At 65.8% G+C, this 19,784-nt stretch carries 17 protein-coding genes; 16 read left to right on the top strand and 1 reads right to left on the bottom strand.

The features are described 5' to 3' along the window. Positions 1–34: 34 nt before the first annotated feature. On the top strand, positions 35–646 hold the full coding sequence (locus RIL96_RS00700; protein WP_310547076.1) for a DNA-3-methyladenine glycosylase I: 612 nt from the start codon (positions 35–37) through the stop codon (positions 644–646). Between the two features lie 114 nt (positions 647–760). Here RIL96_RS00700 and RIL96_RS00695 read toward each other — a convergent pair whose 3' ends face one another. After that, positions 761–1,315 (bottom strand): hypothetical protein, encoded by a 555-nt coding sequence (locus RIL96_RS00695; RefSeq protein ID WP_310547075.1) that lies wholly within the window; start codon positions 1,313–1,315, stop codon positions 761–763. Positions 1,316–1,418: 103 nt separating this feature from the next. Here RIL96_RS00695 and RIL96_RS00690 point away from each other — a divergent pair, with 103 nt between their 5' ends. From RIL96_RS00690 to fdxA, 15 genes are all read left to right on the top strand, one after another. Then, entirely contained in the window at positions 1,419–2,405 is a 987-nt protein-coding gene (locus RIL96_RS00690) for a superoxide dismutase family protein (protein ID WP_310547074.1), read from the top strand. Positions 2,406–2,603: 198 nt separating this feature from the next. Further along, positions 2,604–5,588 carry a DUF4040 family protein gene (locus RIL96_RS00685; protein WP_310547073.1) on the top strand — a complete coding sequence of 995 codons (2,985 nt, stop codon included), beginning with the start codon at positions 2,604–2,606 and terminating at the stop codon, positions 5,586–5,588. After that, positions 5,585–6,067 carry a sodium:proton antiporter gene (locus RIL96_RS00680; protein ID WP_310547072.1) on the top strand — a complete coding sequence of 161 codons (483 nt, stop codon included), beginning with the start codon at positions 5,585–5,587 and terminating at the stop codon, positions 6,065–6,067. Before RIL96_RS00685 ends, RIL96_RS00680 begins: the two co-directional genes overlap by 4 nt. After that, positions 6,067–7,683 carry a monovalent cation/H+ antiporter subunit D family protein gene (locus RIL96_RS00675; RefSeq protein ID WP_310547071.1) on the top strand — a complete coding sequence of 539 codons (1,617 nt, stop codon included), beginning with the start codon at positions 6,067–6,069 and terminating at the stop codon, positions 7,681–7,683. The genes RIL96_RS00680 and RIL96_RS00675 overlap by 1 nt, the downstream gene beginning before the upstream one ends. Beyond that, positions 7,680–8,102, top strand: a complete 423-nt coding sequence (locus tag RIL96_RS00670; RefSeq protein WP_310547070.1) for a Na+/H+ antiporter subunit E — start codon at positions 7,680–7,682, stop codon at positions 8,100–8,102. The genes RIL96_RS00675 and RIL96_RS00670 overlap by 4 nt, the downstream gene beginning before the upstream one ends. Then, entirely contained in the window at positions 8,099–8,365 is a 267-nt protein-coding gene (locus RIL96_RS00665; protein ID WP_310547069.1) for an MrpF/PhaF family protein, read from the top strand. The genes RIL96_RS00670 and RIL96_RS00665 overlap by 4 nt, the downstream gene beginning before the upstream one ends. Next, complete coding sequence (locus RIL96_RS00660) at positions 8,362–8,709, top strand: cation:proton antiporter (RefSeq protein ID WP_310547068.1); 348 nt, start codon at positions 8,362–8,364, stop codon at positions 8,707–8,709. The genes RIL96_RS00665 and RIL96_RS00660 overlap by 4 nt, the downstream gene beginning before the upstream one ends. 47 nt (positions 8,710–8,756) lie before the next feature. Continuing rightward, positions 8,757–10,031 carry a YihY/virulence factor BrkB family protein gene (locus tag RIL96_RS00655; RefSeq protein ID WP_310547067.1) on the top strand — a complete coding sequence of 425 codons (1,275 nt, stop codon included), beginning with the start codon at positions 8,757–8,759 and terminating at the stop codon, positions 10,029–10,031. Positions 10,032–10,423: 392 nt separating this feature from the next. Next, entirely contained in the window at positions 10,424–12,238 is a 1,815-nt protein-coding gene (locus RIL96_RS00650) for an ABC transporter substrate-binding protein (RefSeq protein ID WP_310547066.1), read from the top strand. A gap of 145 nt (positions 12,239–12,383) precedes the next feature. Then, the gene (locus tag RIL96_RS00645; RefSeq protein WP_310547065.1) at positions 12,384–13,907 is read left to right on the top strand and encodes an ABC transporter permease; all 1,524 of its coding nucleotides are present in this window, start codon (positions 12,384–12,386) and stop codon (positions 13,905–13,907) included. After that, on the top strand, positions 13,904–15,091 hold the full coding sequence (locus RIL96_RS00640) for an ABC transporter permease (RefSeq protein ID WP_310547064.1): 1,188 nt from the start codon (positions 13,904–13,906) through the stop codon (positions 15,089–15,091). Before RIL96_RS00645 ends, RIL96_RS00640 begins: the two co-directional genes overlap by 4 nt. After that, positions 15,088–16,902, top strand: a complete 1,815-nt coding sequence (locus tag RIL96_RS00635; RefSeq protein ID WP_310547063.1) for an ABC transporter ATP-binding protein — start codon at positions 15,088–15,090, stop codon at positions 16,900–16,902. Before RIL96_RS00640 ends, RIL96_RS00635 begins: the two co-directional genes overlap by 4 nt. A gap of 165 nt (positions 16,903–17,067) precedes the next feature. Beyond that, on the top strand, positions 17,068–19,014 hold the full coding sequence (gene typA / locus RIL96_RS00630) for a translational GTPase TypA (protein WP_310547062.1): 1,947 nt from the start codon (positions 17,068–17,070) through the stop codon (positions 19,012–19,014). After that, positions 19,011–19,451: a hypothetical protein gene (locus tag RIL96_RS00625; protein WP_310547061.1), complete on the top strand. Its 441-nt coding sequence runs from the start codon at positions 19,011–19,013 to the stop codon at positions 19,449–19,451. Before typA ends, RIL96_RS00625 begins: the two co-directional genes overlap by 4 nt. Beyond that, positions 19,448–19,768: a ferredoxin gene (gene fdxA / locus RIL96_RS00620; RefSeq protein WP_310547060.1), complete on the top strand. Its 321-nt coding sequence runs from the start codon at positions 19,448–19,450 to the stop codon at positions 19,766–19,768. Before RIL96_RS00625 ends, fdxA begins: the two co-directional genes overlap by 4 nt. The last annotated feature ends 16 nt before the right edge of the window (positions 19,769–19,784 follow it).

Here is a 19,784-nt window from a genome sequence, read left to right as displayed (position 1 = left end):
CTCGCACCATGCCACGCGGCGCTACTCTGGAGCTATGAGTTCCCAGGTGAGTGGTCCCGTCGTCGGTGACGATGGGTTGGCGCGGACTCCCTGGGCCTACGGCAGTGAGATGATGCGGCACTATTACGACCACGAGTGGGGAGTACCGGTCACCGACGAGCGGGGCCTGTTCGAGCGGTTGACGTTGGAGGGGTTCCAATCGGGACTTTCCTGGGCCACGATTCTGGCCAAGCGGGAGAACTTCCGCGCCGCGTTCGCAGGTTTCGACGTGGATGCGGTCGCCGCCTTCGATGACGCCGACATCGCCCGTCTGCTCGGCGACGTCGGGATCATCCGGCATCGTGGCAAGATCGAGGCGGCCATCGGCAATGCCCGTGCCACGGTGTCTCTGCGTGCGGGTGGGGGATTGGCGGAGCTGATCTGGTCCTATCAGCCGGCGCAGACGCCGCGGCCGGCCACGATGGACGAGGTGCCCACCCGCTCACCGGAATCTGAGGCGCTGGCGAGACGCCTGCGCAGCGAGGGCTTCCGCTTCGTGGGTCCGACGACGATGTACGCGCTCATGGAGGCGGTGGGGATGGTGGATACGCATCTGCTCGGCTCCTACCGCCGCGGCATACGTCATAGCCACCTGCCGGGATCATAGGCCCCTGAGCGCCTGATTCGGCAGGAGACTATGACAACTGGGCGGCCGCACGAGGAGTCCACGTGGAGACAGCGGTGCGGGGCAGGGAGATAGGGGTGCGGGGGCAGGCTGGTCTCAGGCCTGGCGTGAGCCGGTGAACCAGCGTCCCGACTGCGGCAGCCACAGCAGCAGCACCATGGCCCCGGCGATCAGCAGATCCCACCGGAATCCCATGCCGAGCACTGAGGGGTAGAGCCAGTCGCGCATGACCGCCTCGAGGCCCTCTGCCAATACGGTCAGGGTGAGCAGGCTGCGGACCCAGGCGATCTGCTCGGGGAGTTTGAACACCAGCACGATCTGCAGCAGGCTCAGCGCCATGGAGAAGACCAGCGCCACCAGGCTGATGATCGCGGCGATCAGGCCGCCGGTGCGGGCGATCGACTGCAGTCCGGTCAGGTAGATCAGGAAGCTGGGCAGCAGGAACAGGACGGTCACGGCCGTGACAGCCAAGAGACCGTAGTAGGCGGCCCGCGCGACGGCGGGCATATGTCCCACGGAGAGCAGAGAGGATGAGGACCGCTGCGGGACGAAGTCGGCGATCTCTGTAGGCCACGGCTTCACCGTGCGTCGGCGGGCGGCTGGGCGGTAGACCGAGCGGCGGGCTGGGGAAGTCGAGGAATGTCCGTTCATAACTTATTCATCATACGCCCGGATCCCCGGAATCACAGTGTTCTGAGGGCTAGATCTCATGGCGTTGCCGAGCCGGTGTCCCGGGCACCAGTATCGTGTTGCCATGACCACGCGAGTAAGCCGTCTGCGTTCTCTGCCGTTCGTCCCCTCATTCCTTGCGCTGGCTGTGGTGCTCAGTGCCTGCGGCGGCGAAGGTCAGGAGGCTGAGGGCGGCGGTGACGACGGCGCCACCTCATCGGAGGCGACCGATGAGGGCGGGACGGAGGCATTCGCCGTCGCGGAGCTGGCCGATCCGGCGGGCAACGACGTCGGAACGGTGGAGTTCACCGAGGTCGAGAGCGGGGTGGAGGTCACGGTGAGCGTGCAGGGCTTCACCTCGGGCTTCCGTGGTCTGGCAGTCCATGAGAACCCGGTGTGCGAGGCGCAGTCGGAGAACGAGGACGGCGTCGTCGGTGACTTCATGTCTGCGGGCGGGCACTTGCCGGGTGACGCGCAGGAGTCCGGTGTGGCGGAGGGGGAGCAGACGCCGGAGGACACTGCGGAAAATACAGCGGAGAACAGCGAGGATACTGAGGCTCAGGGTGAGCAGGAGGAGACCGCCGGGCAGACCAGGCAGATCGATCCGCTCGAAGAGCCTGAGCAGCCCGGGGCCGATGAGCCGGTCGCGCCCGAACAGCCGGCCCCGGAGCAGCCAGCGCCGGAACAGGCTCCGGAGCAGGAGGCAGTCCCTGAGGAGGAAGCAGTACCCGAGGAAGTCGAAGAGGCGGAGGAGAGCGCAGGCGAGGACGAGATCGAGCACCCCGAGCATGCCGGTGACCTGCCGAATCTGCTGATCACCGAGGCTGGGGAGGGCTCGCTGACCGTGGTCTCGGACCGGCTGACGCGCCAAGCCGTCGAGGCCGGTGTCTCGGTGATCATCACCGCGGAGCCGGGCAACTTCGCGCAGATCGACGAGCGCTACGCACTTCAGGGACCGGATGCGCAGACCCTCGTCGACGGCGACGCTGGGGAGCGCAGCGCCTGCGGCGTGGCCGGGGAGTCGGCTGAGGATTCTGCCGACGATTCTGCCGACGGTGCTGAGGAGGACTGACACCTTCGCTTTGGAGCCGATGTGACCTGCGCGATATAGTCTCATGCGGTGTGCCGGGAAGACTGGTCGGCGACCCCGAACGCTGTCAGCGTTCGGGTGACGCACCGCGACCGCACTCCACCGCACCCTGACAGGAGGCCTCATGCGCCGGCCCATTAGCGCACCCCTCCGAGACCTCACCGATGATGGGGCGCGCCTGTGACGCTCCTGGTCCTGCTCTTCCTTACCCTCATCCTGGTGCCGATCGCCGGGGCCGTCCACGCGATGCTCGGCCGGGATACCGGGTGGGTCGCCGCCGGTGCTCTGACCGTGCTCGGGCTGACCACCATCCCGTGGATCGGGCCCGTCGTCGCCGGTGGGACGCCCTCTGAGTATCTGCCCTGGATCCCCACCGCCAATGTGGGGATCTCGCTGCATCTCGACGGACTCGGCCTGGTCTTCCTGCTGCTGGTGCTGTTCATCGGCGCTTTGGTCATGGCATACAGCGCCCGGTACTTCGGCCCGGCCAAGCGCACCGGTGACTACTACATCTGGATGCTGCTGTTCGTCTTCGCCATGTCCGGGATGGTGCTGGCCGATGACCTCATCCTGCTCTTCGTCTTCTGGGAATTCACCACGCTGTGTTCCTTCTTCCTGATCAATCGCTCAGGAGACAAGGCCGCGGCACCGGCCCAGCGCACCCTGCTGCTGACGATGGCCGGTGGGCTGGGGCTGCTCACCGCGGTGCTGATGGTGATCGTGCGCACCGGCACCACCAGTCTCCATGAGGTCCTGGGGCACGAGGTCTGGCAGAGTGACGGCGGATTCGCCGCGGCGGTGGCCGTGCTGATCATCTTCGCGGCGTTCACCAAGTCTGCGCAGTTCCCCTTCCACCTCTGGCTGCCCGATGCGATGGTCGCCCCGGCGCCGGTCTCGGCGTATCTGCACGCTGCGGCGATGGTCAAGGCGGGCATCTACCTGCTGCTGCGCTTCGCCCCGGCCTTCGAGGGTGTCGCCGTCTGGCACCTGCTGCTCATCGCCGGGGGTCTCACCACGGCGCTGATGGGCGCGCTGTTCGCGCTGCAGCGCCATGACATCAAAGAGATCATGGCATATTCCACGGTCTCTCAGCTGGGTTTCTTGGTCGCAGTGATCGGTGTGGGCACCCCGACGGCGCTGGCTGCTGCCACCATCCACGTCATCGGCCATGCCCTGTTCAAGTCCTCGCTGTTCATGATGGTCGGCATCATCGAACACGAATCCGGGTCGCGGGACATCCGAGTGCTGCGCGGGCTGTCGGCCACGATGCGGGTCTCGTTGGTCATCACCCTGTTGGGCTCGCTCTCCATGGCCGGGGTCCCGCCGCTGCTGGGCTTTGTGTCCAAGGAGAACCTGCTGGCCGGGTTCCTCTCCGCGGAGAACCCGGCGCTGGCCTGGTCGCTGGCGGGGCTCGCCGTGCTCGCCGCCGTCGGCACCTTCGCCTACTGCGGGCGTATCGTCCTCGGTGCCTTCACTGACTACACCGGTGCCGGTCGCCGCGATGCCCGCCTCGAGCCGATGCCGGCGGATCAGGCGCACGAGGCACCGGCGACGTTCTGGCTTCCGGCCATGCTCCCGGCTGCCGCAGGACTGGTGCTCGGCTTCGTCCCCGGCATCTTCGACGGCCTGGTCAGTGCGGCGGTGAGTGCCTCGTCAGCTGGTGACTATGAGGCGCACTTCGCCCTGTGGCACGGGTTGACTCCGGATCTCGCGCTTTCGGCGGTGATCGTCGGGCTCGGTGTGGTGGTGGTCCTCCAGCGGGCTCGGGTCGATGACCTCATCCCGCGCAGGATCCTCCCGTTCACCGGGGTGGAGGTCATGGAGACGCTGCGCAACGGGGCTATCAGCTTCGGTCGTCGCGTCGGTGACCTGACCCGCACTGATATGCACGGCCTGCACCTGACCCTGCCTGGTGTGCTGCTCGCGGCACTGTGCCTCGCAGCTCTGCTGGCCTCCCCGGTCGTCGGGGAGCTGGACCCGGGCAACACGCGGGCCACCGACTGGGTGCTCAACGGCATGATGTTCCTCTTCCTGCTCGGCGCGGTGGTCACGTTGAGCCGGACGGCGGCAGCGGTGCTTGCCGGCGGCGCCGGGTTCATGGTGGCGGCCTGGTACTTCCTGCTGGGCGCCGTCGACGTCGGGATGACCCAGCTGCTGGTGGAGATGCTCACCGTGGTGGTGCTGGTGCTGGTGCTGCGGAAGCTGCCGCGGCGGTTCCACCCGGTCTCCCGCTCTCGCACCGCGGTCAGTGCGGCGGTGGCCCTCGGTTTCGGTGTGATGGCATTCTTGGCGACCTTCGCGCTGATGGGCCGGCGGGACCAGTCCCCGGCTGCGCAGTGGTATCTGGAGGAGACCTATGAGACCGCTGGTGCGGTCAACATCGTCAACTCGATCCTGGTCGACTTCCGTGCTTTGGACACCTTCGGTGAGCTCACGGTGCTCGGCGTGGCCGGTTTTGCGATCCTGGCCGTGCTGAACTCGGCCTTCTCCACCTCGGACAATCAGCCGGTGTTCTCCAAGCTGTGGGAGGGCACGCCGATCGCGAATCCGGCGGATAACACGGTGGCGATGCGCATGGTGTTCAACTGGGTGGCGCCGTTCATCGTGATCCTCTCGCTGGTGCTGCTGGTCCGCGGTCATTATGAGTCCGGTGGTGGCTTCATCTCCGCGCTGGTGGCCGGCGGGTTCTTTGCGCTGCGGTACCTGGTCGCCGATTCCGACGCCTCGGTCAAACTGCGCTTCGACTACGCGCTGGTGATCGTCGGCGGCATCATGACCGGCGCGATCGTCGGGCTCGTGGGGTATCTGGAGGGCTCCTTCCTGCGGCCGATCATGGTGGACATCCCGTTGCCGTGGGGTGGGGAGTATGCCTTCACCACGGCGTTGATCTTTGACGTCGGCATCTATCTGGCGGTGATCGGTGCGGTGCTGGTGGCCCTGGACCGGCTCGGCCAGGCGCAGCGGTACCCGGCGGAGCTGCTGAAGGCCCACCGGCGTCGGTACAGCGATGTCCCGGAGTCGGCCACGGCGGAGGTTCCCTCTGGTGAGCGCCGAGACCCCGGTGATGTGCCGATCGGTATCGACGCCACGTTGTGGGGCATCGATGCGGAGCCGATGCCGGGCAGATCAGCGGGGCAGAGACCTGATGAGGGGGTGGATCGGTGAGTATCGCGATTGCTGTGGGAATGCTGACGGCCGCGGCGGTCTACCTGTTCATGCAGCGGGGGATGGTGCGGATCGTGCTCGGGTTCGTGCTGATCTCGCACGCGGCGAACCTGATCATCTTCGCCGCGGGGAACACGGCGTTCCGTGAGATCCCGTATGTGGGGGAGGCACTGCCGAGCGATCAGGCTGATCCGCTGCCTCAGGCCTTCGTCCTGACGGCGATCGTCATCGCCTTCTCCATCACGATGTTCATGGTGACCTTGGCGATCACCACGACTACCGACGACGACACCGAGACGGAGGAGGAGTCGCCGGTGAAGGTGCTGACCACCTCGATGCCGACAGTTGCAGAGACCGGTGATCAGGCTGAGGGGACGGGGCGTGGGCAGGCTGGTCCGCAGACTTCCCAGATTCCGGCCCAGTCTGCTGCGCCGCAGGACGAGCGGCACGGTGAGGGTGACAGGGAGGGTGATCGGTGATGATCGAGGCTCTCGCTGAGTTCCTTCCTCCGCTGATGCCGCTGCTGGTGGGGATCCCACTGCTGACCGGTGCGCTGTGCGCGGCCCTGCGGCAGCGGCGCACCTGGCGACATGTCGGGAGCCTGGTGACGTTGGGCGGCATCTTCGTCTTCGCGCTGCTGATGGTCATCGTCACCTCGCAGGGCGTGGTGCTGGCCCACCAGGTGGGTCTGTGGAACTACGGCATCGCCATCCCGTTCGTGGTGGACGCCATCGCAGCACTGGTGCTGATGATCATCTCGATCCTGGGTATCGCCTCGGTGCTGTTCGCTATGGGTACCCATGAGGCGCGGGCGCGGTTCTATCACCCGTTCGTGCTGATCCTCTTCGCGGGAATCTCCGGGGCACTGATGACCGGGGACATCTTCAACCTCTTCGTGTTCATCGAGGTTATGCTGCTGCCCTCCTACGGGCTGCTGGCGATGATGGGGGCGAAGCTCGGTGCTAACAGTGCCCGTATCTACGTGACGGTGAACCTGCTGGCCTCGACCATGCTGCTGGCCGGTATCGCCCTGGTGTACGGCACGGCCGGGTCGGTGAACCTGGCGGAGCTACACGGTGCGGCCTCGGAGGATCCGGCGGTGGCCATCGCCGCCGGGGTGATGCTCACCGCGTTGTCGATCAAGGCGGCAGTGGTGCCGGTGCACGGGTGGTTGACCCGCACGTACCCGATGACCTCGCCCGCGGTGACGGCGCTGTTCTCCGGTATCCACACCAAGGTCTCGATCTACGCGATCTACCGGCTGTACTCGGTGCTCTTCGACGGTGACCCCAGTTATCTGTGGGTGGCTCTGGTGGTGACCTCGTTGACGATGGCCATCGGTGTCTTCGGGGCGATGGGGGAGAAGACCACACGCTCGATCCTGGTGTTCCACATGATCAGTCAGATCGGCTACATCCTTATCGGGGCGGGGCTGTTCACCCTGTTCGGTCTGACGGCGGCGATCTTCTACCTGCTGCATCACATGATCGTGAAGGCCTCACTGTTCCTCTCCACCGGGGCGATCGAGGAGACCTACGGCACTGGGGAGATCTCCCGGCTCGGCGGCATGCTCAAACGGGAGCCGCTGGTGGCGATCACCTTCATGGTGGCCGCTCTCTCGCTGGCGGGGCTGCCGCCGTTCTCCGGCTTCGTCGCGAAGTTCACCATCATCCAGGCCACTCTTGAGGAAGGGCACATCTGGGTGGCCGTGGTCGCGGTGATCGTCTCGGTGTTCACTCTGCTGTCCATGCTGAAGATCTGGACCGGGGTGTTCATGGGGCCGGAGCCTGAGGGGCTGGAGTCTGAGGCCTTGGAGTCGCAGGCGAAGATGCACGGTAAGCGGTATCTGCGTGTGGAGGCGCAGGCGGAGACGCCGACGCTGAGCATCGGACCGCCGACGGCGACGACCACGGCGGTGCTGGAGGGGCGTCAGGCGGTGAAGGTGCCGCTGAAGCTGATCGTTCCCGGTGCGCTCTTGGCCGCGGTGACGATCTTCTTCGGACTGGGCGCTGAGGTGCTGATGTCGCTGTCGGAGGTCGCCGCGGAGCAGCTGATGGACCCGAGCGACTATGTGGAGGCGGTGAGCGGAGCATGAACAGCTGGCTGAGCTGGCCGGTGCGTATCCTGAGCTTCCTGCTCTGGTACACCAAAGAGTTCATCATGGCCAATGTGCACGTCACCTTGGACGTGCTGCGTCCGAAGGGCCGGATGAAGATGACCCCTGGGATCATCGCCGTGCCTGCGGCCTCTCGGACGGACAGCGAGTGGACGCTGATCTCCTCGCTGATCACGCTGACCCCGGGCACGCTGACCATCACGATCTCGCGGAAGCACCGCATCCTCTATGTCCACGGCATGTTCGTCGAGGGCCGGGAGGAGCTGGTCGCGGAGATCCAGGAGATGGAAGACCGGCTGCTGCGGGCGATGCGCCGTGAGCCCGGTGACCTGAGCCGTCCGGTGCTGGCCCCGCATGTGGGTCCGGAGCCGACCGATGAGGAGGGTCGGCCGCTGTGATCTCGGATTGGACCTTAGAAATCGCCCTGGTGGGTCTTGGCCTGGCGATGGCGTTGGCGGGGCTGCGTGGCCTGCTGGGGCCGCGCACCACGGATCGTGCGGTGGCCTCAGATCTGATGTTCTTCGCGGTGATCGGCTTCATCACGCTGATCGGGCTGCGGATCGGTGCGGAGGCCCTGTTCGACATCATCCTCATTGCCACATTATTGGGTTTCATGGCGGCGATCTCGATGGCGCGGCTCGGTTCAGGAGGTCAGCGATGACAGATGTGTTCCTGGTTCTGGGCTTGGCGGCGATCTTTTTGGGGATCTTCATCCTGTTGGTCTCAGCGATCGGTCTGTTCCGTTTCCCGGATCTGTACCTGCGGGCCTCGGCGGTGGGTACTTCGGCGGGTCTGGGCGTGGCCTGCATCGTGGTGGGTGCGCTGATGATGGATTTCACCTGGATGAATCTGCTCAAGGCGTTCATCGCGGTGCTCGCGCAGATGCTGGCCTCGGCGGTGGGTTCGATGGCGATCGCTCGCTCCGGGTATCAGAACAACTCGTTGCCGGCGGATGTCACGTGGATCGATGATCTGCGGATGACCCGACGTGACCTGCACGAATAGCTGATGTTTCCCGGGGATGGGCCGCTGGCTGGGATACTGTGGTCTGCATGAGCGACGAGCCGACGAAGCACCCGGATGAGGCGCGCGAGACGCCTTGGCAGACGTCTGAGACCCAGCAGGCCGCGTTGAGCCCGCACCGTGTGCGGGAACATGACAGTGATGCGACGGATGATGCTGCGGATGATGAGGCCGCGGAGGCGCGGCTGATCCCGTCGGCCAGTGCGGCCGCTGATCAGCCGCATGCGATCAAGGCCCAGGAGCGGCAGAACTTCGCGGAGTCTCGGCTGGCGGAACGGACACAGAAGCCGAAGAATCCGACGAAGCTGACCAAGGCCTCCTGGGGATACAGCCTCAAGCGGGCGGTCTCTGAGTTCGGGAAGGACCAGTGCACGGATCTTGCCGCGGCGCTGACCTACTATGCGGTGCTGGCGGTCTTCCCGGCGCTGATCGGTCTGGTCTCGATCCTCTCCTTGGTGGGTGAGGCGCAGAACGTGCAGGACTTCTTCCTCGACACGCTCGAGGAGCTGCTGGATCCGGAGATGGTCGACGGCGCACGCACCGTCCTGGAGGAGGTCACCACAGCTGGCGGTGCCGGTATTGCGTTGGTGATCGGTATCCTCACCTCGATCTGGACGGCGTCGAACTATGTCAACGCGTTCTCCCGGGCGATGAACCGGATCTTCGAGGTGCAGGAGGGCCGTTCGGCGCTGAAGCTGCGCCCGGTGCTCTACCTGACGACGATCGCGATCATCGTGCTGATCGCTGCGACGGGCCTGCTGCTGGTCACCTCTGGACCGATCGCTGAGGCCGTCGGGGAGACGGTGGGGCTGGGAGACACAGTGCTCACCGTGTGGAATCTGGCCGTCTACCCGATGATGCTGCTCACCGCTGTGGTCGTGGTGGCCCTTCTTTACTATGCGACGCCGAATGTGCGTCAGCCCGGTGTCTCCTGGATCTCGGTGGGTGCGCTGGTGGCGATCGTCGTGGCTCTGCTGGCCACCGCTGGTCTGGGCGTGTACTTCAGCAACTTCGCCAGCTACAACGCCACCTACGGCGCATTGGCCGGTGTCATCATGGCGCTGTTCTGGCTCTACGTGATGAATGCAGTGCTGCTCTTCGGTGCGGAGCTGGACTCCGAGCTCGAGCGCAGTCGCCAGCTGCAGGCCGGTCTGCCGGCCGAGCGCACGATTCTGCTGCCGACCCGCGATGACAGCGGCTCGGAGAAGAAGACCACGAAATATGAGGAGCTGGTGCGTCAGGGCGAGGCGCTGCGTCTCAGCGGCGGAGAGTCCTCCGATCCCGACGATCTCTGGCGGCGGTGAGTCGGCTCCTCGGTCGAGGAGTCCCGCCGTGTCACGTGCTGCATCGTGGTGGCAAAATGTGGTGCCAAGATGATGTGGGGCCGATGTGCCAGACGCCCGGTAATGAGGGGTGACGTTCACCACTGGTGAGCGTGAGAGAGGGTAAACTGGTGTGCCGCGCGGTGCCGGTCCACTGGTACTGATTTCGCCTGAAGAACCTCGATTTCCAGCCTGCGGCACATGTAACGGTTTGGTTACTGGCGGGGAACTAGCATGTGTTTGGTCCCGGTACCGCGTATCGTAGGACCATTCAGAGTGCTGTTAGCTGCATCACGTATCGAGGGTATGGTGCACTTCGGTGCCGCGCAGACTCTGAGGCTTCGTATCACTGCATCATCATTGAGGAGAAATCAATGCGACTGAGGGAACTCTCAGCCGCCGTGGCGATCACGGCCTCCGGCGCGCTTATCCTGTCCAGCTGCACCCCGGGAGGGGGGGACGACAACGGGTCCTCTGAGGATCCCGGCCAGGCGGAAGGCCAGGAGTTCAGCGTCGAGCCGGAGGACACCGGCAAGGCGGATCTGGGCGATGACTTCGAGACCCAGGAGGACTCCATCTCGCTGTCCCTGGGCGAGACGGAGTTCGTCGGCTACAACGGCTTCACCCCCGAGTCCTACAGCGTCTACAACTCCACGGTCGTCAACCACGTCCAGAGCAACTTCTGGTACTGGGGCACGGACAATGTGCAGTACCCCAATGAGGACTTCGGTTCCTGGGAAGTCACCTCAGAAGATCCGATGACTATCGAGTACACCATCAGCGATGACGCGGTCTGGTCCGATGGCACCCCCATCACCGCCGCGGACTTCATCGTCGACTGGGGCGCACAGAACCCCGAGATCACCGACGATGATGACAACCCCCTGTTCAACAACATCTCCTTCACCTACGGGGAGAATGTGCCCGACGGCCCGCAGGGTGAGCCCGACGGCAAGACCTTCACCATCGAGTTCCCCGAGCCTGACGCTGATGCGGAGATCCGCGTGACGGCCCCGCTGCCGGCCCACGTGATCGCCGAGCAGTCTGATATGTCCCTCGAGGAGCTCGTCGACGCCGTCCGCGAGGAAGACAGCGAGGCGCTGGAGCCCGTCGCCGAATTCTGGAACGAGGGCTGGCTGACCAACCCCGGCGAGCTGCCCGACGAGGAGCTCATCCCCTCCTCCGGTCCCTATAAGCTGGACAACTGGCAGGCCGGTGAGTCCCTGACCCTGGTCGCCAACGAGGAATACTGGGGCACCCCTCCCGGTGTGGACGAGCTGGTGTGGCGCTTCGTCTCCGACGACGGCCACGTCCAGGCCCTGGAGAACGGCGACCTCAACGTCATCCGTCCTCAGGCCACGGTCGATACCCGCCAGCAGCTGGAGAACCTCAGCGAGGACCAGTTCGTCATGCACGAGGGCGAGGCGGCGACCTGGGAGCACCTGGACTTCAACTTCATCGACAGCTCCCCGTTCGCTGACAGCCCGGAGCTGCGTGAGGCCTTCGCCAAGTGCGTGCCGCGCCAGCAGATCGTGGACAACCTCGTCGAACCGGTCTTCCCGGACGCTGAAGTCCTCAACGCCCGCGAGGTGCTGAACTTCGAGGAGCACTACGAAGACGTCACCTCTGAGAGCTACGACGGCCAGTACGACGAGGTCGACATCGAAGGCGCCCAGGAGCTCATCGAGGGCGAGGACGCCGAGGGCACTGAGGTGCGCATCGGCTACACCGCGCCGAACCCGCGCCGCACCGACATCGTCGCCGAGATCAAGGCCTCTTGCGACGAGGCCGGCTTCGAGATCATCGATGAGGGCGACGAGGACTTCTTCGGTCCCGGCGGTGCCCAGGAGACCGGTGACTACGAGGTGGCCCTGTTCGCCTGGGCCGGTTCGGGTCAGGTGGCCTCGGGGCAGAACATCTACTCCACGGGCCTGCCGCAGAACTACGGCGAGTACTCCAACGAGACCATCGATGACCTGTTCAACGATCTCGCCGGCTCCACAGATGAGGACGAGCAGCAGGACATCATCGTCGACATCGAGACCGAACTCTGGGATGACCTCTTCGGCATCCCGCTGTTCGTCCACCCGGACCTGACCGGTTCGGACGCGCGGATCCAGAACGTCCGTCACACGGCCTCCCAGGACCAGATCTCCTGGAACGCCGAGCAGTGGCAGCGCGCTGAGTGACAGCTCCCTCAGACTGACGGGCTGCCCTGATGACTGCAGAGGCAGCGCACCGGTCAACACCACCGGTGGGGTCCGGTGTGGGTGATCCCCACGCCGGGCCCCATCGGTGAGTCCCGAACCTGAGAAGAGAAGGCGAACAGATCTCGTGCTCTCCTATGTTCTGAAACGACTGGGCAGCTCCGCGCTGGTGTTGCTCGCCTCGACGCTGCTGGTATTCATCCTCGTGATCAACTCCGGGGACCCCCTGCAGGAGCTGCGGGAATCCAACGCGGAGAACGTCGAGTTCCTCATCCAGCAGCGCATCGAGTACATGAACCTCGACGAGCCCTGGTACACCCGCTACTGGATGTGGCTCAGCGGTGTCCTCGGCTGCTTCGGCGGGGCCTGCGACTTCGGCACCAACATCTCCGGCCAGGACGTCGGGGCGCTGACCCAGCAGGCGGCCGGCTCCTCGCTGCGGCTGGTCTTCCTGGCCACGATCCTGGCCATCATCCTGGGTGTGCTCACCGGCATCGTCTCGGCGATCCGGCAGTACTCGACCTTCGACTACGTGGTCTCCTTCATCGTCTTCCTCTTCTTCTCCCTGCCGGTGTTCTGGGCCGCGGTCCTGGCCAAGGACTGGATGGGCATCCGCTTCAACAACTGGATGGCCGATCCCGGAGTCAGCTGGTCGACCACAGTGACCCTGGCGGTGATCGGGGCAGTGGCCATACCGGCGATCATCGGCGGCACTGTGCGACGTCGGCTCATCACCGCGGCCATGACCTTCGCCTTCGTGATGATCGCCCTGCCCTACCTGGACTGGCTGAACTTCGCCCGCTACCCCCAGCTGGGACCGGCCGCGATCGCCGTCATCGGTGCACTCTTCGCCCTCGGCTTCACCGCCCTGCTGGCAGGGCTGAAGAACCGCCGGGTGCTCTACTCGGCGTTGACCGTCGTCGCGCTGGGAATCGTGGCCTACTACGCCACCTTCTGGCTGCTCATCGACCCACCCGGCGGGTGGCTGACCATCGCCGGACTGTTCATCCTGGCGCTGGCTCTGGCCGTGCTCGTCGCCCGGCTGATCGGCGGGTACGCGAAGAACCTCGCCACCACCGTCAGTCTGCTGACCGCCGCCGTCGTCTCCGGGCTGGTGCTGCTGGATCACTTCATCCGCGCCTGGCCCGGGTTCCTGACGCTGAAACCGCGCCCCATCGCGACCATCGGCTCAGTCTCGCCCAACTTCACCGGGGACTTCTGGGAGACCTCCCTGGACCAGCTCACCCAGCTGATCCTGCCCACCACGATCCTCATGCTGGTCTCGGTGGCCACCTACACCCGGTATATGCGCGCCTCCGTGCTGGACTCGATCAGCCAGGACTACATCCGCACCGCACGCGCCAAGGGCGTCAACGAGCGCACCGTCATCTTCAAGCACTCCTTCCGCAACTCGATGATCCCGGTGACCACGATGGTCGCCTTCGACTTCGCCGCGCTGCTGGGCGGGGCCATCATCATCGAAGCGGTCTTCGGCTGGCGCGGCCTGGGCAATATGTTCATCACCGGGCTCCAAGCCTCTGATCCCGCACCGGTGATGGCCTACCTGCTGGTGGCCGGCACGGCCGCCGTCGTCTTCAACCTGATCGCGGACCTGCTCTACGCAGTCCTGGACCCGAGGATCCGAGTATGAGTACCCACGACCAGAACCCCCAGCACACCCGGGCCGAGGCCGGGGGCCTGCCCGAGGATCCCACCGCGATGGCTGACCTTGCCGAGATCGAAGACCAGAAGCTGACCAGGAGCGAACGCTCGCTCTCCCAGGGCCAGATGGTCCGGCGCCGGTTCTTCGCCCATAAGCCGGCCGTGGCCTCGATGATCATCCTCATCGTCGTGGTCGTGCTGGCCTTCACCTCCATCGGCTTCACCGGAACCGGCGGCTGGTGGGATAAGAACTACCTCTCCACCGGCCCGGTGGTCGACCGCGGAGTACCCAGTCTGTTCGCCGACGGTTTCCTCGGCGAACACCCCTTCGGTCAGGACAACAACGGCCGTGACTACTTCGCCCTGGTGATGCGCGGAACCCAGCAGTCGCTGATCGTCGCCTTCGGCGTGGCCCTCACCTCCACCGTCGTCGGTGTGGTGGTCGGTGCGCTCGCCGGCTATTTCCGCGGTTGGCTGGAGTCGGTGCTGATGCGCATGACCGATATGGTCATCGTCGTGCCGCTGGTGGCCCTGGCGGCGGTGTTCGGCCGGTACGCGCAGAACCTGCCCGGCGGCACACTGCCCCTGGCGATCCTGCTCGGGCTGGTGACCTGGACCAGCATGGCCCGTCTGGTGCGCGCAGAGATCCTCTCCCTGCGGGAGAAGGAATTCGTCGCCGCAGCCATCTCCATGGGGGCGCACCCGGCACGCATCATCATCAAGCACATGCTGCCCTCCTCTGTCGGGGTCATCATCGTCAATGCGACCTTCGCCATCGCCGCGGCCATCCTGCTGGAGACCTCGATCTCCTACCTGGGGATGGGGATCCAGGCGCCGGAGGCCTCGCTGGGGCTGCTGATCAGCCAATATGAGGGGGCCTTCCAGACCCGTCCCTGGCTGTTCTGGTTCCCCGGGCTGTTCATCATCGTCATCGCCCTGTGCGTGAACTTCATCGGTGACGGCCTCCGCGACGCCATCGACCCGCGCCAGCAGCGCAAGGGCTCGCGCCGGCCCGGGCTGCGGGGCGTGCTGGGATTCGGCGGCAAGGACAAGGCCCAGGACCGCACCGCCGCGCAGCCCGCTGCTGCCGGGGCCGGCAGTGCTGAAGGGCTGGGCAATGATCGGCTGGGCAATGATCGGCTGGGTACTGAGCAGAAGGAGGGCGAGCGATGAGCCGTCCCGTACTGAGCTATAAGGACATCCGGGTCAGCTTCGCCACCGAGTTCGGCGAGGTGGACGCGGTCAAGGGCGTCAGCTTCGACATCGCCCCGGGCGAGGTCGTCGCCGTCGTCGGGGAATCCGGCTCCGGGAAGTCGGTGACCTCCTCGACCGCCATGGGCCTGCTGCCGGGCAACGCCAGCATCGACGGTGAGGTCGAGTTCGACGGCACACCGGTCTCCACGATGAGCGCGGGGCAGCGACGTCGGCTGCGCGGCCGTGACATCGCGATGATCTTCCAGGAGCCGATGACGGCGCTGAACCCGGTGCTGCGGGTCTCCGACCAGCTCGTCGAGGCCCTGCAGGTCCATGGCATTGCTTACGGACAGGACGCCCTGCACCGGGCGGTGGACCTGCTGCGTCAGGTCGGCATCCCTGATCCCGAGCGTCGGGTGCGCGAGTACCCGCATCAGTTCTCCGGCGGGCAGCGTCAGCGCATCGTGATCGCCATGGCCATCGCCTGCGGGCCGAAGGTGATCATCGCCGACGAGCCCACCACTGCGCTGGACGTCACCGTGCAGGCGGAGATCCTGGATCTGCTGCGCACCCTGAAGGGGGAGCTGAACACCGGCATCCTGCTCATCACCCACAACATGGGCGTGGTCGCTGATATGGCCGACCGCGTGGTGGTGATGCTCCACGGAGAAGTGGTCGAGACCGGCACTGTGGATGAGGTGATGCTCACCCCGCAGCACCCCTACACTCAGCGGCTGCTGGACGCGATGCCGAAGCTGCGCCAAGACGCCCATAACATCGAAGAGACCGTCCACGAGGTCGAGGAGACTCACGGAGCCCACGTGGACCCGGATTCAGCGACCGTCTCGGTCACTGAGCCGAACCCGGAGATCACCCCGGCCGCGGCATCTGCACAGCCCGGCACCGGCACCGGCTCTGGCACTGGCACCGGCCCCGGAAAGACCTCCTCCGGTGAGCCCTTCGCCCTGGAGGCGAAGAACATCTCCCTGGAGTACAGGTTCCGCCGCAAAGCCACCCGTGTGGTGGAAGGGGTGAGTTTCCAGGTCGAGCCGGGCGAGATCATGGGCCTGGTGGGGGAGTCGGGTTCCGGCAAATCCACTGTCGCCAAGGCGGTGCTCGGCCTGCTGGATGTGCCTGAAGGCGAGCTCTACGTCCGCGGGAAGAACATGCCCGCGCTGAAGGGCAAGGAGCGCAAGGCCCTGAAGCGGGAGATCGGCGTGGTCTTCCAGGACCCGGCGGCCTCGCTGGACCCACGAATGCCCGTCGGGGACATCATTACCGAGCCGATGGTGGTCCACAAGGTCGGAGACAAGAAGAAGCGTCTGGACCGCGCGCAGGAACTGCTCGACGCAGTGCGGCTGCCGCGCAGCGTGGTCAACCGCTTCCCGCACGAGCTCTCCGGCGGGCAGCGCCAGCGCATCAGCATCGCCCGCGCCCTGACGCTGAACCCCACGCTGCTCATCGCCGACGAGCCGACCTCCGCGCTGGACGTCTCGGTCCAGGCCGCCGTGCTGGACATGTTCAAGGACCTGCAGGAGCAGTACTCCTTCGCCTGCCTGTTCGTCAGCCACGATCTCGCCGTCGTCGACACTCTGGCCCATAAGGTGCTGGTCATGCAGAACGGCCGGGCCGTGGAGCAGGGGACCACTGACGAGATCCTGCGTCACCCGCACGAGGACTACACCCAGCGGCTGCTGGCCGCCGCCCCGGTGCCGCATCCGCGGGAGCAGGCCGAACGCCGGGAGGCCCGCCGTCAGCTGCTCGCCGCACAGGGCGTGGCCCTGGACTGAGGCTGCTCCACTCCACCCCACCCACATCGAGTCCCCGATTCCTGCAGCGTGTCGGCCCTGAAACGGCCGAAACAACGCCTGAAGTCGGGGACTCGATGCGTGCGGCAGTGCCAGTACACTGGACAGGTTGTCCCCGTACTACCCCGGAAGGCGTCGTAGACACCCATGACCACTGCTGCCGCACGCGTGACCACCGGCACCGATCAGCGCCGCGATCTGCGCAACGTCGCCATCGTCGCCCACGTCGACCACGGCAAGACCACCCTCGTCGACGCCATGCTCCGCCAGACCGCCGCCGTCGGCGGACACGGGGACCTCGAAGACCGCGTCATGGACTCCGGGGACCTGGAGAAGGAGAAGGGAATCACGATCCTCGCGAAGAACACCACCGTGTTCTACTCCGGCCCCTCAGCCCCGGAGAAGGCCGGCGCCGAGCAGGTCACCATCAACGTCATCGACACCCCGGGGCACGCCGACTTCGGCGGTGAGGTTGAGCGCGGCCTCTCCATGGTCGACGGGGTGGTCCTGCTCGTCGACGCCTCCGAAGGCCCCCTGCCGCAGACCCGCTTCGTGCTGCGCAAGGCACTGACCGCCCAGCTGCCGGTCATCCTCGTGGTCAATAAGACCGACCGCCCCGATGCGCGCATCGACGGCGTCGTCTCCGACACGATGGACCTGCTGCTCGGACTCGCCTCCGACATCGCCGAGGACTACCCGGACCTCGACCTCGACGCCGTACTCGACGTCCCGGTGGTCTACGCCTCCGGCAAGGCCGGCCGCGCCTCCACCACCCAGCCCGCCGACGGCGGACTGCCCGAGGAGGACAACCTCGAACCGCTGTTCTCCACCATCCTCGAGCACGTCCCGGCACCGCGCTACGACGCCGAGGAAGTCCTCCAGGCCCACGTCACCAACTTGGACGCCTCCCCGTTCCTCGGCCGTCTGGCCCTGCTGCGCATCTTCAACGGGACCCTGCGGAAGAACCAGCAGGTCGCCTGGGCGCGTAAGGACGGCAGCACCAAGACGGTGAAGATCACCGAGCTGCTGGCCACCCGCGGGCTTGAGCGGGTCTCCGCTGAGGAGGCCGGTCCCGGGGACATCGTCGCCGTCGCCGGCATCGAGGACATCATGATCGGTGAGACTCTCACCGATGTGGAGAACCCGAAGCCGCTGCCCAACATCGTCGTCGACGATCCGGCCATCTCCATGACCGTGGGCATCAACACCTCACCGATGGCCGGACGGGTCAAAGGCGCGAAGGTCACCGCTCGGCAGGTCAAGGACCGCCTGGACAAGGAGCTCATCGGCAACGTCTCGATCAAGGTGTTACCCACTGAGCGTCCTGACACCTGGGAGGTCCAGGGCCGAGGGGAGCTCGCTCTGGCGATCCTCGTCGAGCAGATGCGCCGCGAAGGTTTCGAGCTGACCATCGGCAAGCCGCAGGTCGTCACCCGGGAGATCGACGGTCAGCTGTGCGAGCCCATGGAGAACATGACCATCGATGCTCCCGAGGAGTTCATGGGCGCGATCACCCAGCTCATGGCCGCCCGCCGCGGGCTGATGAACACGATGACCAACAACGGCACCGGTTGGGTCCGCATGGAGTTCATGGTCCCGGCCCGCGGGCTCATCGGCTTCCGCACCAAATTCCTCACCGAGACCCGCGGTGCCGGCATCGCCTCCTCCTACGCCGCCGGCTACGAACCGTGGAAGGGTGAGATCGAGTACCGGGTCTCCGGCTCCCTGGTCGCCGACCGGGCCGGCTCGGCCACCCCGTTCGCGATGATCAACCTCCAAGAGCGCGGCACCTTCTTCATCGACCCGCAGGACGAGGTCTATGAGGGCATGGTCGTGGGGGAGAACTCGCGCAACGAGGACATGGAAGTCAACATCACCAAGGAGAAGAAGCTCACGAATATGCGCGCCGCCAGCGCAGAGAACTTCGAAGGGCTGACTCCGCCGACCAAGCTCACCCTCGAGGAGTCCCTGGAGTTCGCCGCCGGTGACGAATGCGTGGAAGTCACCCCGGAGTCGATCCGCATCCGCAAGGTCACCCTCTCGGCCTCCGATCGGCTGAAGGAGGCCCGTAAGAGGAAGAGCACCGGGGCGTGACACGTGCCGCAATCCTGGGTGTGGCCTTCGCCTCAGGTGCGATCCTCGGAGTCCTCGGCACTGCCCTGCACAGCAGCATCTGGATCTTCGGCGAGACCCGCGGCGGCCTCGTCGTGCCCTGGGGTGCGGCGCTGGCTCTGCTGATCTGTCTGCTGGCCCAGCTGTGGATCGGGCTGCGCAGCGCGACCCTGGTGGACACCGCGGTCATGGGCATCACCACCTTCACCGTGGCCACTGCGGCCTACCTGTGGCCCGGCGCGGATCAGCTGGTGGTGCCCTACAGCTCCGAGGCCATGGAGATGCTTCCCGGGCCGACGATCGCCTCACTGGTGTGGTGGCTGGGCAGCGCCGCTGTGACACTGGTCTCCATGGTGCTGGTCAAATGGATCGTCGCACGCGACGAGGCCCTGCACCGGGCCGATAGACTGACGCCATGACCTACATCATCGCCCTTCCCTGTGTGGACCTGAAGGACAAGGCCTGCATCGATGAATGTCCGGTGGACTGCATCTATGAGGGGGAGCGCTCCCTGTACATCCACCCGGACGAGTGCGTCGACTGCGGCGCCTGCGAGCCGGTGTGCCCGGTGGAGGCCATCTACTACGAGGACGATCTCCCCGAGGAATGGTCCGAGTACTACCGGGCGAACGTGGAGTTCTTCGACGACCTCGGCTCGCCCGGCGGTGCCGCGAAACTCGGGCTGATCGAGAAGGACCACGAAGTGATCGCCGCATTGCCTCCCCAGGAGCACTGAGTAAGGACGAGTGAGG

Source organism: Nesterenkonia aerolata (assembly GCF_031470965.1).
Classification (GTDB): Bacteria; Actinomycetota; Actinomycetes; order Actinomycetales; family Micrococcaceae; genus Nesterenkonia; species Nesterenkonia aerolata.
Note: the sequence above shows the minus strand (reverse complement) of the source record. Positions and strands in the feature narration are given on the sequence as shown.